Origin of the sequence: Mesorhizobium sp. M0514 (assembly GCF_040321145.1) — a bacterium.
GTDB lineage: Bacteria > Pseudomonadota > Alphaproteobacteria > Rhizobiales > Rhizobiaceae > Mesorhizobium.
Genome location: NZ_JAMYQZ010000011.1, coordinates 1 through 12,947, shown reverse-complemented (window position 1 = coordinate 12,947; position 12,947 = coordinate 1). Strand labels below are relative to the sequence as shown.

At 62.2% G+C, this 12,947-nt stretch carries 15 protein-coding genes; 6 read left to right on the top strand and 9 right to left on the bottom strand.

Annotation, left to right across the window (positions count from 1 at the left end; translation table 11 throughout):
* Positions 1 to 356: 356 nt before the first annotated feature.
* The 5 genes from NKI61_RS07140 to NKI61_RS07120 form a co-directional block, all read right to left on the bottom strand.
* A complete protein-coding gene (locus tag NKI61_RS07140; protein ID WP_352811362.1) occupies positions 357 to 572 on the bottom strand; it encodes a GNAT family N-acetyltransferase in 216 nt (71 codons plus the stop codon).
* A 264-nt stretch (positions 573 to 836) separates the two neighbouring features.
* The gene (locus tag NKI61_RS07135; protein ID WP_352811363.1) at positions 837 to 1,787 is read right to left on the bottom strand and encodes a diacylglycerol kinase catalytic domain-containing protein; all 951 of its coding nucleotides are present in this window, start codon (positions 1,785 to 1,787) and stop codon (positions 837 to 839) included.
* Positions 1,788 to 1,800: 13 nt separating this feature from the next.
* Positions 1,801 to 2,685, bottom strand: a complete 885-nt coding sequence (locus NKI61_RS07130) for an SPFH domain-containing protein (RefSeq protein WP_352839082.1) — start codon at positions 2,683 to 2,685, stop codon at positions 1,801 to 1,803.
* Between the two features lie 32 nt (positions 2,686 to 2,717).
* Complete coding sequence (locus NKI61_RS07125; protein ID WP_023725738.1) at positions 2,718 to 4,433, bottom strand: NAD+ synthase; 1,716 nt, start codon at positions 4,431 to 4,433, stop codon at positions 2,718 to 2,720.
* A 62-nt stretch (positions 4,434 to 4,495) separates the two neighbouring features.
* Positions 4,496 to 5,212 carry a DNA-3-methyladenine glycosylase I gene (locus tag NKI61_RS07120; RefSeq protein ID WP_352518646.1) on the bottom strand — a complete coding sequence of 239 codons (717 nt, stop codon included), beginning with the start codon at positions 5,210 to 5,212 and terminating at the stop codon, positions 4,496 to 4,498.
* 91 nt (positions 5,213 to 5,303) lie between these two features.
* Here NKI61_RS07120 and NKI61_RS07115 point away from each other — a divergent pair, with 91 nt between their 5' ends.
* Both NKI61_RS07115 and NKI61_RS07110 read left to right on the top strand, forming a co-directional pair.
* Positions 5,304 to 5,867 (top strand): DUF1003 domain-containing protein, encoded by a 564-nt coding sequence (locus tag NKI61_RS07115; protein WP_023681550.1) that lies wholly within the window; start codon positions 5,304 to 5,306, stop codon positions 5,865 to 5,867.
* The gene (locus tag NKI61_RS07110) at positions 5,864 to 6,472 is read left to right on the top strand and encodes a DedA family protein (RefSeq protein ID WP_023688331.1); all 609 of its coding nucleotides are present in this window, start codon (positions 5,864 to 5,866) and stop codon (positions 6,470 to 6,472) included. Before NKI61_RS07115 ends, NKI61_RS07110 begins: the two co-directional genes overlap by 4 nt.
* Before the next feature lie 3 nt (positions 6,473 to 6,475).
* On the opposite strand, the gene NKI61_RS07105 is transcribed toward NKI61_RS07110, so the two are convergent.
* The 3 genes from NKI61_RS07105 to NKI61_RS07095 all read right to left on the bottom strand — a co-directional run bounded on the left by NKI61_RS07105 (position 6,476) and on the right by NKI61_RS07095 (position 7,961).
* Positions 6,476 to 7,063 carry a hemerythrin domain-containing protein gene (locus NKI61_RS07105; RefSeq protein WP_023667553.1) on the bottom strand — a complete coding sequence of 196 codons (588 nt, stop codon included), beginning with the start codon at positions 7,061 to 7,063 and terminating at the stop codon, positions 6,476 to 6,478.
* A 43-nt stretch (positions 7,064 to 7,106) separates the two neighbouring features.
* The gene (locus NKI61_RS07100) at positions 7,107 to 7,466 is read right to left on the bottom strand and encodes a diacylglycerol kinase (protein WP_023681553.1); all 360 of its coding nucleotides are present in this window, start codon (positions 7,464 to 7,466) and stop codon (positions 7,107 to 7,109) included.
* Positions 7,467 to 7,541: 75 nt separating this feature from the next.
* Positions 7,542 to 7,961 carry a GFA family protein gene (locus NKI61_RS07095; protein WP_023667555.1) on the bottom strand — a complete coding sequence of 140 codons (420 nt, stop codon included), beginning with the start codon at positions 7,959 to 7,961 and terminating at the stop codon, positions 7,542 to 7,544.
* Positions 7,962 to 8,299: 338 nt separating this feature from the next.
* On the opposite strand from NKI61_RS07095, the gene NKI61_RS07090 reads away from it, so the two are divergent.
* From NKI61_RS07090 to NKI61_RS07080, 3 genes are all read left to right on the top strand, one after another.
* Positions 8,300 to 9,370 (top strand): GGDEF domain-containing protein, encoded by a 1,071-nt coding sequence (locus NKI61_RS07090; RefSeq protein WP_023681555.1) that lies wholly within the window; start codon positions 8,300 to 8,302, stop codon positions 9,368 to 9,370.
* A gap of 105 nt (positions 9,371 to 9,475) precedes the next feature.
* The gene (locus tag NKI61_RS07085) at positions 9,476 to 9,874 is read left to right on the top strand and encodes an MbcA/ParS/Xre antitoxin family protein (RefSeq protein ID WP_023681556.1); all 399 of its coding nucleotides are present in this window, start codon (positions 9,476 to 9,478) and stop codon (positions 9,872 to 9,874) included.
* Positions 9,834 to 10,604 (top strand): RES family NAD+ phosphorylase, encoded by a 771-nt coding sequence (locus NKI61_RS07080; RefSeq protein WP_023681557.1) that lies wholly within the window; start codon positions 9,834 to 9,836, stop codon positions 10,602 to 10,604. The genes NKI61_RS07085 and NKI61_RS07080 overlap by 41 nt, the downstream gene beginning before the upstream one ends.
* A gap of 62 nt (positions 10,605 to 10,666) precedes the next feature.
* On the opposite strand, the gene NKI61_RS07075 is transcribed toward NKI61_RS07080, so the two are convergent.
* Positions 10,667 to 12,040: a class II 3-deoxy-7-phosphoheptulonate synthase gene (locus NKI61_RS07075; protein WP_023681558.1), complete on the bottom strand. Its 1,374-nt coding sequence runs from the start codon at positions 12,038 to 12,040 to the stop codon at positions 10,667 to 10,669.
* A 271-nt stretch (positions 12,041 to 12,311) separates the two neighbouring features.
* Between NKI61_RS07075 and NKI61_RS07070 the strand changes: the two genes are divergently transcribed.
* Positions 12,312 to 12,920: a hypothetical protein gene (locus NKI61_RS07070; RefSeq protein WP_196815042.1), complete on the top strand. Its 609-nt coding sequence runs from the start codon at positions 12,312 to 12,314 to the stop codon at positions 12,918 to 12,920.
* Positions 12,921 to 12,947: the final 27 nt, after the last annotated feature.

Genomic DNA, 12,947 nt, shown 5'->3' with positions numbered 1-12,947 from the left:
GGTAAGGTCTGAAATTGAAAACCGCGCTGGGCAATTCGCCCGGGGCTGCGGAGGTTCGGCATAGGTGGCGGCGCGCCCGATTCGTCGGGTGGCGACCGGCATCGGCAGAAGCCTGTACTCGACCCGGCATCGGCGCGAAGGACAAACCTTCGCCGGACGCCAGGTGAGACCTAGGCTTCGCGGCCTCGCATTACCATGTGAAATACTGCCATTCGGACCTCCCGCACGACACTTGCGGAGCGGTCCTTATAGAGACGCCATGAAGGATCGCCAAGGCCGGGCACGTGGCAAAGCGTAACTGGTCCAACCAGTGAGGTTATTTTGCAACAACAGCCGGTCAACCCCCTCGCTATGCCTCATTCCGGGTTGCGATCGAGGCGCATGTAGCGGCCGTCGGTCGATGCCTTGAAGCCCAGCTTCTCATAAAGGCCATGCGCGTCACTGGTCGACAGGCTCCAGTGCGAGACCGTGCTGAGTTCAGGGTGGTCGATGAGCGCCTGCACCAGTTGCAAGCCAATGCCTTGGCTGCGATGCTGCGGCCAGATGATGATGTCGGCGAGATAGGCAAACACCGTACGGTCGGTGATGGCCCGGCCAAAACGACTTGGTTCCCGTCGAGATAGGCCGCGGTGCAGAACGAGTTGGCAAAGGCGCGGCGATGAAACTCATCGCTGCGGCCGGCGCCCCAATAACTTGCCATCAACAGGTCGGAGGTCGCCCGGAAATCGATCCGTGACATGTCGAAGCTGATCTCACAGTCGGGCATGGTGCCTCGCAAAGAATGGAGGGCGGCCGAATTCAGTCCGGCCGGTGATTTGGCTGCCCACGTGGCGCGCTTATGGCACCACGAGATAGGCCTTCTGGTCGGCGATCGCGATGGTCACGTCGGTGCCGGAATTGAACTCGACGAAATCGAGCTCCATCCCGTCGCTGAAGATGACGCCGCCCCTGCTCTGCCGCGAAGAAACCACCAGCGGCCGGTCGCGGGTGATGACGCCATGCACAAGCGACACGCCGGTCGTGTTGCTCGGAAACGGTTCGCGCACCGAAAAGAACAGCTGTTCGCCTTCGCGGTCATAGCCTTGCGGCGGCACGGTCGGCACGGAGTTGTCACCATAGGCCGCGGCCAGTCCCGCGGCGCCCGCCATCACGGAGCGCAGCCAGCCGGTAGAGCCGGCGCCCGTGGAGATGATAATGCCGCTCGACGACTGGCGCTCGGTCCTGCCGCCATAGGTCAATTCGTAGCGCGCCGAGATATGCGTCGAGGCGCCAACGAACAGATCGTTGAAGGCGATTAGCCGGCGTCCGTCATTGGAGCGCGCTTCGGCCATCACCACCGCCTGGCGCTTCGCCTTGCCGGCGATCGTCAGGCCGAGGACCTTTTCGGTATCGTCGGCATTCCACGGCAGCAACACGCCGTCGAAAAGCGCCGGGTTCGGGTTGATGCCGATCAGCGGCTGGTACGGGAGGTACTTCGCGGTGTTGGACACCAGCCCGTCCTGACCGAGCGCGATCACCGCGTCGGAGCCGAATTCGAACTGCGGGACCAGTTCTCGGTCGAGCCGCAACTGCTTGAGGCCTTGGGGAAGCGAACCCATCACCCGGTCGAGCGCTTGGTGATAGGCGTCATGCGCTGCCTTGACCGGGTCGAAATTCATGCCGGCCTGCCGGAGATAAAAGCGCGCCTGTCCCTGCGTGTTGAAGCGCGTCGTCAGCTCATCCAGCTCGGTCTTGCGGGTGACGACGATCACCCGGTCGATCGGCCTGCCGCTCTGGTCGCTTGCCACCCGAGCTTGCCTTTCAGGACCCGGCTTTCGGCGTGGAAAGCTGGCTGAGCGCGCTGGTGAGCATATCAGGCGTGATCGACAGATTGCCGACCGAACCGCCCTTTTCCGCCCAGGCTTTGAAGGCCATCGCCGTCAGCACGTGGGCGGGCGCCGACGAATAGACGGTGAGTTCGAGCTGCTGCGCCTTGGCTTGCGCCTCGGCAAGCGTCAGCTTGTTGCGCGCTTCGGTGTCGACCAGCAGCTTGTTGCGTTCGGCAAGCTCGATTTCGGTCGCCAGTTCGCTCTGCTTGATCTCGCGCTCCTTCTCCACGCCCCAGGCACGGCGCCCATAGATCGCGGCATCGGCCTGGCGCTGCAGCGCCTCGCGATATTCGGTCTGGAGCGCCTTGCGGATCTCCGGCGTCGGCTGGACCGCGGTGATGTGGACCTCCTCGATCGACAGGCCGGCGGTTGCCGCAATCGGATCGTTGCGCAGGAGTTCGGCGAGATTGCCGCCGAGCTTGGTCACCTCGGCCAGCGCCTGCTCCAGCGTCATGCTCGAAACCACCGCGCGGGCGCGGCTCTGTATCGCCAGCACCAGGCGTTCGGCGATCTTCTCACGGCCGTCGCCAACAACGTCGGAACGGCTGAGCTTGGCGCTGAAATCAAAACCTTCGGCTGCCTTGAGCGGATCGATGATGCGGTAGCTGACCGACCCCTGGATTGCCAGATCCTGGAAATTCGCCGTCGTCTCGGTGAAGATGAAGGGGTTATCGAGCGACGTCACCGGCACGATCGCTATCGTGGTGCCGAACGTGCCGTACCAGAAGGAGATGCCGCGCCCCTGCTCACGGACCTTGCCGTTCTTGAAGCGCAGGATGTGATATTCAGGCGTTCCCTTGAAATAGCTGAAAAACATGAAAGCCCCAAGGTTCTCTAATTAAACGAAGTTCAGCCGCGATCCCTGAAACGGTTGGTGATGGGATAGCGGCGGTCGCGGCCAAAATTCTTCCGGGTGATCTTCACACCCGGCGCCGCTTGCCGGCGTTTGTACTCGGCAATGTAGAGCAAATGTTCGACGCGCGTCACCGTCGCCCGGTCGTGGCCGCGCGCGACGATGTCGTCGACGCCCATTTCGTTCTCGACCAGGCATTCCAGAATGTCGTCCAGCACCGGATAGGGCGGCAGCGAATCCTGGTCGGTCTGGTTCTCGCGCAATTCCGCCGACGGCGCCTTGTCGATGATATTCCTGGGGATCACCTCGCCTGAGGGACCGAGCGCGCCCGGCGGCACATGGCTGTTGCGCCAGCGCGACAGCGCATAGACCTGCATCTTGTAGAGGTCTTTTATCGGGTTGAAGCCGCCATTCATGTCGCCATAAAGCGTGGCGTAGCCCACCGACATCTCGCTCTTGTTGCCCGTGGTGACGACCATCGAGCCGAACTTGTTGGAGATCGCCATCAGGATCGTGCCGCGCGCGCGGCTCTGCAAATTTTCCTCGGTAATGCCTTCCTTGGTGCCCTCGAAAAGCTGCGTCAGCGTATGCAGAAAACCCTCGACCGGTTCGAAGATCGGCACGATGTCGTAGCGGCAGCCAAGCGCACGGGCGCAATCCTCGGCATCCTTCAGCGAATCCTCCGAGGTATAGCGGTAGGGCATCATCACCGCCCGCAGCCGCTCCTCGCCGAGCGCATCGACGGCCAATGCGGCGCAGATCGCCGAATCGATGCCGCCGGAGAGACCCAGCACGACGTTCTTGAAGCCGTTCTTGTTGACGTAGTCGCGCAGGCCGAGCATGCAGGCGCGGTAGTCCGCCTCTTCGCGCTCGGGGATTTTCGACATCGGCCCTTCCGAGCAGACCCAGCCGTCGAACTCTTCTGCGTTTTGCGCGCCTGCGGCGACGCGGTTGCGCTTCCAGGTGGTGACGTCGACAGTTTCCTCGAACTGGCTCATCTGGAAGGCAAGCGTCTTGTCGGCGCCTATGGCAAAAGAGGCGCCGTCGAAGATCAGCTCATCCTGGCCGCCGATCTGATTGGCATAGATCATCGGCAAACCGGTCTCGATGACCTGGCGGATAACGACCTGATGGCGCACGTCCATCTTGGCGCGGTAGTAGGGCGAGCCGTTCGGCACCAGCAGGATTTCCGCGCCGCTTTCGGCCAGGGTTTCACAGATGCCGACGTCGCCCCAGATGTCCTCGCAGATCGGAATTCCGATGCGCACACCGCGGAAGTTGACGGGTCCCTGAGCCTCGGGTCCGGCCTGAAAGACGCGCTTCTCGTCGAACTCGCCATAGTTTGGCAAATCGAGCTTGTAGCGCTCGGCGAGGATCTTGCCGCCATCGGCGATGATGATCGAATTGTGGGTGCCGCTCTTGCGCTTCAGCGGCGTGCCGATGATGACGCCCGGCCCGCCATCGGCGGTATCTCCGGCGAAGTCTTGCGCGGCCTTCTCGCAAACCTTGAGGAAGGCCGGCTTCAGCACCAGGTCCTCCGGCGGGTAACCGGCAAGGAAAAGCTCGGTGTAGAGCACGATGTCGGCGCCCTGGCGGGCGGCATCGGCCCTCGCCTCGCGCGCCTTGGCAAGGTTGCCGGCGACATCGCCGACCGTCGGGTTGAGCTGGGCAACGGCGATGCGCAGAATATCGGGTGCGGTCTTCTGGGTCATGCCTGCGGTTTAGCGCGGCAAATTTGCCCGGGCAATGGCGTTCGTTTGGACCAATTCGGTGATCAGTCATCGCCCATATATTCGCGCAGCGATTGCGGCGAATGGTTCTCTCCGATCGACATCGCCAGAATGCGCGAAATGTGCCGGCGCGGCAGGCCGGTTTCCTGCGCCCATTTGTTGATCTGCGCCTGAATCCTGTCGAGATCCCTCTTCGACGTCGGACTTTCGGCGATGTCGAGGCCGGCGTCACGCAAAGCCGCGACCATATCGGCCGAGATGACGAAGGCGTCCCATTGCAGCCAGCGCAGGAAATACTGGCCGGTGTTGCCGCCAAGCCGGCTGCCATGCTTGCCGAGATACGCCATCAGCCCGACCTGGTCGTCGTCAGGCCACTCCGCGAGGAATTTGCCGAAACCGCCATGTTCCTTCGACACACGCTCAACGAAGGCGGCGTTGTCGCGGACGGATTTGATCTTCTGCGGGTTGCGCACAATGCGTTGATCAGCCGTCAGGTCGTGCCAGAAGTCATCAGGCTGAAACAACAGCCGTTTCGGCTGGAAATGGAGAAACGCGTCCTCGAACCCGGGCCATTTCTGTTCAATAACGCGCCAGACGAAGCCGGCGGCAAACACCCGCTCGGCCATTGTCGAGAGGATACGATCGTCCGTAATGTCAGCCACGGCGGCATTGTCAGGCGCCGGCCCGAGCAGCGAGGTCAGCACCGCGTCGCCGCCTTTGCGTTTTGCAGCACGGGCGCGAATCTTCGCGAAATCGGGCATCCTGCATCCTCGCGCCGCGCTTTTGACGAAACGCCATCTTCCTATATGCAAACGAGGCTGCCAAGCCGACGCTTTTCCTATGGAGACATCCATGCACAAGACCGTGCCAGAACTGGCCAACCGCTGGCTGAAGCGAACGCCGGAGGGCCTCAGCGAGCTCGAGCGGCGGGTGTTGCAGAGCACCGTCGATCGCAAGCCCATCTCGCAGGATATCAACGACAGCCTCACCGGCCTTCAGGGCGCCGGCGACCGGATCGCCGATGCCATTGCCCGCATCGGCGGCTCGTGGACGTTCATCCTGTCCTTCATTGCTTTCCTGGTGCTGTGGATCGGCGCCAATTGGTGGCTGCTCGGGCGAGACTCGTTCGACCCCTACCCCTTCATCTTCCTCAACCTGGTGCTGTCGATGATCGCCGCCTTGCAGGCGCCGGTGATCATGATGTCGCAGAACCGCCAGGCCGCGCGCGACCGCATCGACGCCGCGCATGACTATGAGGTCAACCTCAAGGCCGAGATCGAGATCATGGCTCTGCATGAAAAGCTGGACGAACTGCGCCACAGCCAGATCATCTGCGTGCGCGAGGACATCGCGCGCCTGGCCGAACAGGTGAACCGCATAGACGAAAAACTGTCGGGCCGGCAAACCTCTCAATGACCGGGATCGTCCATCACCTCATCGAGCAATATGGGTTGATCGCGGTTTTCCTGGGCTGTGTCGCCGAAGGCGAAAGTGCGGCCATCCTCGGCGGCTTCTTCGCCCATCAGCATGTCTTCATCCTCTGGAAGGCTTTCCTCACGGCCGCCATTGGCGCCTTCGTCGGCGACACGTTTTTCTTCATTCTCGGCCGCAGCTTTGCCGACCATCCCAGGGTGCTGAAACTGAAGGCGAGGCCCGGCTTCAACCACGCCTACCGTCTCGTCTCGTCCCATCCCAACATATTCGTCCTGTCCAACCGCTACATCTATGGCCTGCGCCTGGTCGGCGGCATCGCGGCCGGTTTCGCCAGCATTTCGGTAGCGCGCTTCGTTATCCTCAACGCGGTGTCGTCGCTGGTCTGGGCGGCTTTGTTCTGCGGCATCGGCTACGTCTTCGGCCTCGGCGCCGAGCAGATGATAGGCAAGGCACTGCTCCATCACGAACGGCTGCTGATCGCGCTTGCCATAGGTCTGGGTGTCGCCATCCTTGCCTGGCTCATCGCCCGCACCGTCGCCGGCAAGGAGCGCGCCAAGGACGCCCGCGACAGCGAAACCACATCGTAAGGTTCAGTCGTCGTCCTCGACCAGAGCCCGGTCGCCGCGATCGAGGATCAGCGGGATGATGAGATCTTCCTCGTCGGCCAGATGCCGCTTCAGCATGGCGATCAGCCGGCTGTTCTCGTCCGCATAGGCGTCGGCGGCGAAGCGCTGCCTGTCCTCGCTCTCCTCGAGCGTGCGGATGAAGGCGTTCGCCGTCTCGGCGTTGCGCTCCAGCCCCTCATGAATGGTGTGATGGTCGGCATCGAGGATTTCGAAGCCGCGCTTCAGGCGCGGCTCCGCCTTGGCGAAAGCCGGGAAATATTGGTAGTCCTCGACATTGTGGTGGCCGTCGAGATTGCCGAGAAAGTGGTTCAGCCGCGGCGCGAACCAGCGCGCGAAATCCGGCGCCGTCAGCCTGCCTTCGCGATAGTCGCCAATGCCGTTGGTGAGCATGCCGCCCAGCTCTCGGAACATGTCGTGCCGCTGCAGCCACATGTTTGCCATGCCGTGGATGTTGGCGTGGCCCTGCCATGTCTCGCGCGGATATTTTTCCGCCAGCCAGCGCAGGTCTTCCGGCAGGCCGGCTCTTTCAAGCAGCAGAAAATTGGCTTCCACGACGTCAGTCTCCTTTGGTGACTAACATATGGGAGCGTTCAGATCAGATCGGTAGTCCCGTGATGCGCTCGATGAGGGCGATTCCCCAGACGCCGGCGACGATAATAACCGAAATCAGCACCGCCAGCGAGCCGCAGTCCTTGGCGAGCTGGATGTCGACGTTGAACTCGCGACTGAAGGCATCGCAGGCTGCCTCGATGCCGGTGTTCAGCACTTCGACCATGATGAGCAGCAGCACCGCGCCGATCAACAGCGCGTAGCCGCGCCACGAGACCGAGACGAACCAGCCGAGCGGCAGCGCCAGCACCAGCAGCATCAGTTCCTGCTGAAATGCCCTTTCGCTGGCGGCGAGCTTGCGAAAGGCTCGCACAGAATTGAAGTAAGCACCGATCAGCCGCTGCATGCCGCATCCCCTTCGAATCACCGGCAGGGGATATCGCAATGGCTGGATCAAGGGAATAAGGCAGCCGCCGCAAAATCACTCCTCCGCAACCTTGATCGTCGGCGTCGACTTCTCGAACTGCGGCAGTCCATCGTCGATCGTATAGTAATCGCCCTTGTCGCCGACAAAGATGTGGCATTGGCCTTCGAGCCCGGTCGGGTTGTCGAACGATCCGGCCAGAACTGAGACATAGGCATCCTGACCCGGCTTCCAGAACAGCACCGAGCCGCAGATCTTGCAAAAGCCGCGCTTGGCAAAGGAAGACGATTCGTACCAGCTGATGTTGTCGGCGCCGGTTATCGTGATGTCGCCGTCGGCGACGTTGGTCGCGGCGTAAAAATGCCCGCTCTGCTTGCGGCACTGCGAACAGTGGCAATAAATGACGCCGCGCAACGGCCCTCGCGTCTGGAAACGCACGGCTCCACACAGGCAAGATCCGCTGTGGTTGTTGCTCATCCCTACCTCCACCAGCCATCGTCCACGGCTTCGCCGCTGGCCGAGAGGATTTCAGTTTTGCCGCAGCCGGGCACCGGCAAATGCGACATGGGGTGGGCGTGTTCGGACCTGACCTCAGGATCTTTGCAAACCATTTCTGCAGCCTGCGGTAGAACGGACGCGTTACCTGGCGGCAAATTAAGGAAACTTTAGCGCCGGCGCATCTATGGTCGTTGCCAAGCGAATGTCGCGATTGGGGACGTGTCTTTCGCAGGATGATCCGAAATACGGCTGGCACTCTCCGGTCGGCGGCATCTCGCACGGTCTGCGATGGTTCCCAGAGGCAGAGTGAACAGAACATGCAGCCGGCAGCCGTCCAGACCGACCGAAACAGCGACATTGCAACAGCCGTTGTGGCGACCATGCGTCAGCTCGGCGTGCTTGGCCTGCCGCGCAATTACGAAATCTTCTACGAAGCACTGAAAGGCACCAATCGCGAACTCGGCCTGGCCGTCGTCGCGCTGGGCAACCAGCCGACGCAGGACGATCTCGACCGCATCGGCCGCGCTTTCTTTGCCCAGCATCACGGTCCCGGCATTGTCGAGCAGGCGCGCGACGTGCTGGCCAGGGAACTCGAGGACATCGCCTTGCTGCTGCGCAGCGAACGTAGCCATATCGAGAAATACGGCAAGATCCTCGATGAGACGTCAAGCGGCCTCGCCAACCGCAGCCTGCTTTCGCAGGATCTGCTGCAGAAGGTCGCCAGCGCCATGGCGGCGGCCACCAACTCGACCCTCGACCACGGCAAGCAGGTTGCAACCACGCTGAGCGACAAGACGGCGGAACTGGAGAGCGTCAAGTCGAAGCTTGAGGAGTACAAGCGGCTCGCCGACACCGACCCCTTGACCCATATCTGGAACCGCCGCGCCTTCGACAAGCAAATCACGGCGATTTACACCTCCAACAAGGGGATCCTGTTCAACGCCCTGATCCTTGCCGACATCGACCATTTCAAGGGTGTCAACGATCGCTACGGCCACCCGGTCGGCGACAAGATCATCCAGATCGTCGCTGAAATCTTCCAGACCAGCATCCGTGAAGACATGTTCGTAGCCCGCACCGGCGGCGAGGAATTCGCGCTGATCGTCGAGGGCGCCAGCGAGGATACCACTTACGAGATCGCCGAACGCATCCGCGTGCTGATCGAACAGACGCCGTTCACCAGCAGCCAGACCGGCGCCAATTACGGCACAGTGACCGTTTCCATGGGCATCTGCATGGCTTCCGAAGCGGAAAGCCCGGAGGATCTTTACACCAAGGCGGACCGGGCGCTCTACCGCTCCAAGGTTGGCGGGCGCAACCGCGTCACCCGGCACTCGACAATGGCCGGCCGCACCGGCAAGAACTGGCTGCTATACAAGAAAGACTGACGCTTCGGCGTGCAGCCAATTCCCGGGCACAGGCAAATTTATCGGATCTCGCTTCTTTCCATATGAATTTCCGTGGACTATATTTTCCATGGAAAGAGAGAGGCCATGTCTGTTACACAACCCAATGCTGCCGCCCCTGATCTGACCGCGAAGGCGGCCGAAAACGCGGTTCTGACCAAGGCCACGCTGCGCGCCGCCGAACTCTTGGATATAACCGCCAGGGTGCTTGCGTCGATCATCGGCGTCTCGGAAGCCACGGTTTCACGCATGCGCAGGCAGGAATTCCTGCTGGAGCGCGGCACCAAGCCGTTCGAACTCGCGGTGCTGTTCGTGCGGCTGTTCCGTTCGCTCGATGCCATTGTCGGCGGTGACGAGACGATAGCCCGGGCATGGCTGAAGAACGCCAACACGGCTTTCGATGGCAGCCCGCTTGAAAAGATCCTCACCATTACCGGGCTTGTCGATGTCATTGCCTATCTGGACTCCCGACGCGCTCTCGTCTGAAGCCGTCCGGCTCGACGGCAAATACTGGCGCATGGTCGAGGCGCAGCACAGGGTCTCGACGCTGAAAGTCGTCGACACGCTGGATGAACAGGCGCTGCTTGAGGATCTGATCGAGGAAACCAAGCCGCAAATCCCCATGGAGTGCCGGCATCTCCACTACCTCCTGGCGACGCCGTTCCGCTACGGGTCGATCTATCCGTACGGCTCGCGCTTCCGCCGCGCTGGCCGCACCCTGGGTGTCTACTATGCCGCGGAGACGATCATGGCGGCGGTCGCCGAAATGACCTTCTACCGCTTGTTGTTCTTCGCCGATTCGCCCGACACGCCATGGCCGCATGACGCCGCGGAATACACCGCTTTCGCTGCAGCGATCCGCACCGACAAAGCTGTCGACCTGACGCGGCCGCCGCTCGACCGCGATGAGGCTGAGTGGACGCATCCGACCGACTACGCCGCCTGCCAGGCGATTGCCGATGTCGCTCGCGAGGTCGGGCTGGCGGCGATCCGCTACCGCTCGGCGCGCGATCCGAAGGGCACCAATGTAGCGCTGCTGACATGCCGCGGTTTTGCCAAGGCCAAGCCGCTGGAGCCGCATACCTGGCGCATCCGGCTCGGCTCGTTCGGCGTCCAGGCCATCTCAGAATTTCCGGAGAAGCGGATCGAGTTTTCCAGAACTGCCTTTGCCAACGATCCCCGGCTCAACGGATTGCGCTGGGAACGCGGGCGTTGATCAAAACGAAAAAGCGCCGGATTTCTCCGGCGCTTATTATTTCAGTTTCTGAAAACAGGCTCTCAGCCGTTCACGGCCTGCTTGTGCTGGATCGGATGGGTTTTCTTCAAGAGGTCGGACACCAGGAACGCCAGCTCGATCGCCTGGTCGGCGTTAAGGCGTGGGTCGCAATGGGTGTGGTAGCGATCCTGCAGTTCCTCTGCGGTGATGGCACGGGCGCCGCCGGTGCATTCGGTGACGTTCTTGCCGGTCATCTCGACATGGATGCCGCCCGGATGCGTGCCTTCGGCGCGATGCACCTCGAAGAAGGTCTGCACTTCCTTGAGGATGCGGTCGAACGGCCGCGTCTTGTAGCCGGCGGCCTCGATCGTGTTGCCGTGCATCGGATCGGACGACCAGACGACGCTGCGGCCTTCCTTCTGCACCGCGCGCACCAGCTTCGGCAGATGGTCGGCGACCTTGTCGGAGCCGAAGCGGGCGATCAGCGTCAGCCGGCCCGGCTCGTTCTCCGGATTGAGCAGGTCGATCAGCTCCAGCAAGCCGTCCGCCGTCAGCGACGGACCGCATTTGAGGCCGAGCGGGTTCTTGATGCCGCGGCAATATTCGACATGCGCATGGTCGGGCTGGCGGGTACGGTCGCCGATCCAGATCATGTGGCCCGACGTTGCGTACCAGTCGCCCGAGGTCGAATCGACGCGGGTCAGTGCTTCTTCATAGCCAAGCAGCAGCGCTTCGTGGCTGGTGTAGAAGTCGGTCTCGCGCAGCGCGTAATTGGTCTCGGAGGTGATGCCGACGGCCTTCATGAAGTCCATCGTCTCGGTGATGCGGTTGGCGAGCATGCCATACTTCTCGCCTTGCGGGCTGTCGGAGACGAAGCCCAGCATCCAGCGATGCACATTCTCCAGGCTGGCGTAGCCGCCTTGGGCGAAGGCACGCAGCAGGTTAAGCGTCGCCGCCGACTGGCGGTAGGCCATTTCCTGGCGGGCCGGGTCGGGAATGCGCGACTTCGGGTCGAACTCGATGCCGTTGATGATGTCGCCACGGTAGCTTGGCAGCGTCACCTCGCCCTTGGTCTCATTGTCAGACGAGCGCGGCTTGGCGAACTGGCCGGCGACACGGCCGACCTTCACCACCGGCTGCGCGCCGGCAAAGGTCAGCACCACCGACATCTGCAGGAAGACGCGGAAGAAGTCGCGGATGTTGTCGGCGCCATGTTCGGCGAAACTCTCGGCGCAATCACCGCCCTGCAGAAGGAATGCGTCGCCGGCAGCGACAGCCGCAAGCTGCTTCTTCAGCTTGCGCGCCTCACCGGCAAAAACCAGCGGCGGAAAGGTGGCGAGCTGGGCTTCCGTGTTCTTCAGCGCGGCAAGGTCCGGATAAGCAGGAACCTGCTTGATCGGCTTTGCTCTCCAAGAATTCGGCGACCATTTCGTCATCGCTGCACCCAAACGCTCTTTCCAGCAGGCTTTTGCCCGCCATTCCCGCCCCATATGGGGATGGCGGCTCCATACACGAAGCCGATTTCCTATTCTAGACCGGAATTCAAGCGCTGGCGAATGATGGGGAGCGCCATGCCGCGACCCACTTTGGCTTCTTATCTTCGCGACGGCTGTGCAATATCGCTTGGTGCCAGAATCGATCCTCACCGATCTAGTCGCGCCGGTCATCGTCCGCTGCGCAACAATTCTCCATGGAGTCCCTATGTCCGTGTCCGCCTACCTTGACCGCGTGCGCCGCGAGCAAGGCCTGTTTACGATCGAAGAGGTGGTTGGCCTGTCCGAGCGCGGCAACGTGATCTACGACCCCTACTCCACGCTGATTTCCGCAGGCGCCGTCATCGGGCGAGGCAACGTCTTCTTCCCCGGCGTCTACCTGTTCTGCACCGACGGTGGCGCGCTGGAGATCGGCGACGCCAACATTTTCCACGCCAACACACTGTTCGAAGCATCCGCCGGCGCAATCCGCGTCGGCTCACGCAACCAGTTTGGCGAAGGCGGTTTTACTGCAAAGGCCAACAGGCCGGGAGCCTCGATCGTGATCGGCGATCGAGGCCGCTATCTCAACGGCGCGGCGGTCTTCGGCGAAACGGTGCTGGGTTCAGGCAGCCAGCTTCTCGGTGCAATCACAGTCGACAGTTGCCGGCTGGAACCGGGCGGCAGTTTTCGTGAGCCCGACCCCGACCGCCGGGCCGGATTGCTGAAAGGCGCCGGCGCCGCGCGCGGCTTCACCGTGCCTGCCGGGCACGTCATCGTCGGCGCCGGCACGTTCTCGGCATCCGACCTGCAGTTGCAGTCGAATTTCCATCCGAAAGTCTAGGCGGCCACCAGCCGCGCCAGCTGGGTC

Excerpts from the sequence above, each read along its gene's own strand:
- NKI61_RS07130 (WP_352839082.1), bottom strand. The coding sequence starts at position 2,685 with ATGTTTTTCAGCTATTTCAAGGGAACGCCTGAATATCACATCCTGCGC.
- NKI61_RS07125 (WP_023725738.1), bottom strand. The coding sequence starts at position 4,433 with ATGACCCAGAAGACCGCACCCGATATTCTGCGCATCGCCGTTGCCCAG.
- NKI61_RS07120 (WP_352518646.1), bottom strand. The coding sequence starts at position 5,212 with ATGCCCGATTTCGCGAAGATTCGCGCCCGTGCTGCAAAACGCAAAGGC.
- NKI61_RS07115 (WP_023681550.1), top strand. The coding sequence starts at position 5,304 with ATGCACAAGACCGTGCCAGAACTGGCCAACCGCTGGCTGAAGCGAACG.
- NKI61_RS07110 (WP_023688331.1), top strand. The coding sequence starts at position 5,864 with ATGACCGGGATCGTCCATCACCTCATCGAGCAATATGGGTTGATCGCG.
- NKI61_RS07100 (WP_023681553.1), bottom strand. The coding sequence starts at position 7,466 with ATGCAGCGGCTGATCGGTGCTTACTTCAATTCTGTGCGAGCCTTTCGC.
- NKI61_RS07095 (WP_023667555.1), bottom strand. The coding sequence starts at position 7,961 with ATGAGCAACAACCACAGCGGATCTTGCCTGTGTGGAGCCGTGCGTTTC.
- NKI61_RS07090 (WP_023681555.1), top strand. The coding sequence starts at position 8,300 with ATGCAGCCGGCAGCCGTCCAGACCGACCGAAACAGCGACATTGCAACA.
- NKI61_RS07085 (WP_023681556.1), top strand. The coding sequence starts at position 9,476 with ATGTCTGTTACACAACCCAATGCTGCCGCCCCTGATCTGACCGCGAAG.
- NKI61_RS07080 (WP_023681557.1), top strand. The coding sequence starts at position 9,834 with ATGTCATTGCCTATCTGGACTCCCGACGCGCTCTCGTCTGAAGCCGTC.
- NKI61_RS07075 (WP_023681558.1), bottom strand. The coding sequence starts at position 12,040 with ATGACGAAATGGTCGCCGAATTCTTGGAGAGCAAAGCCGATCAAGCAG.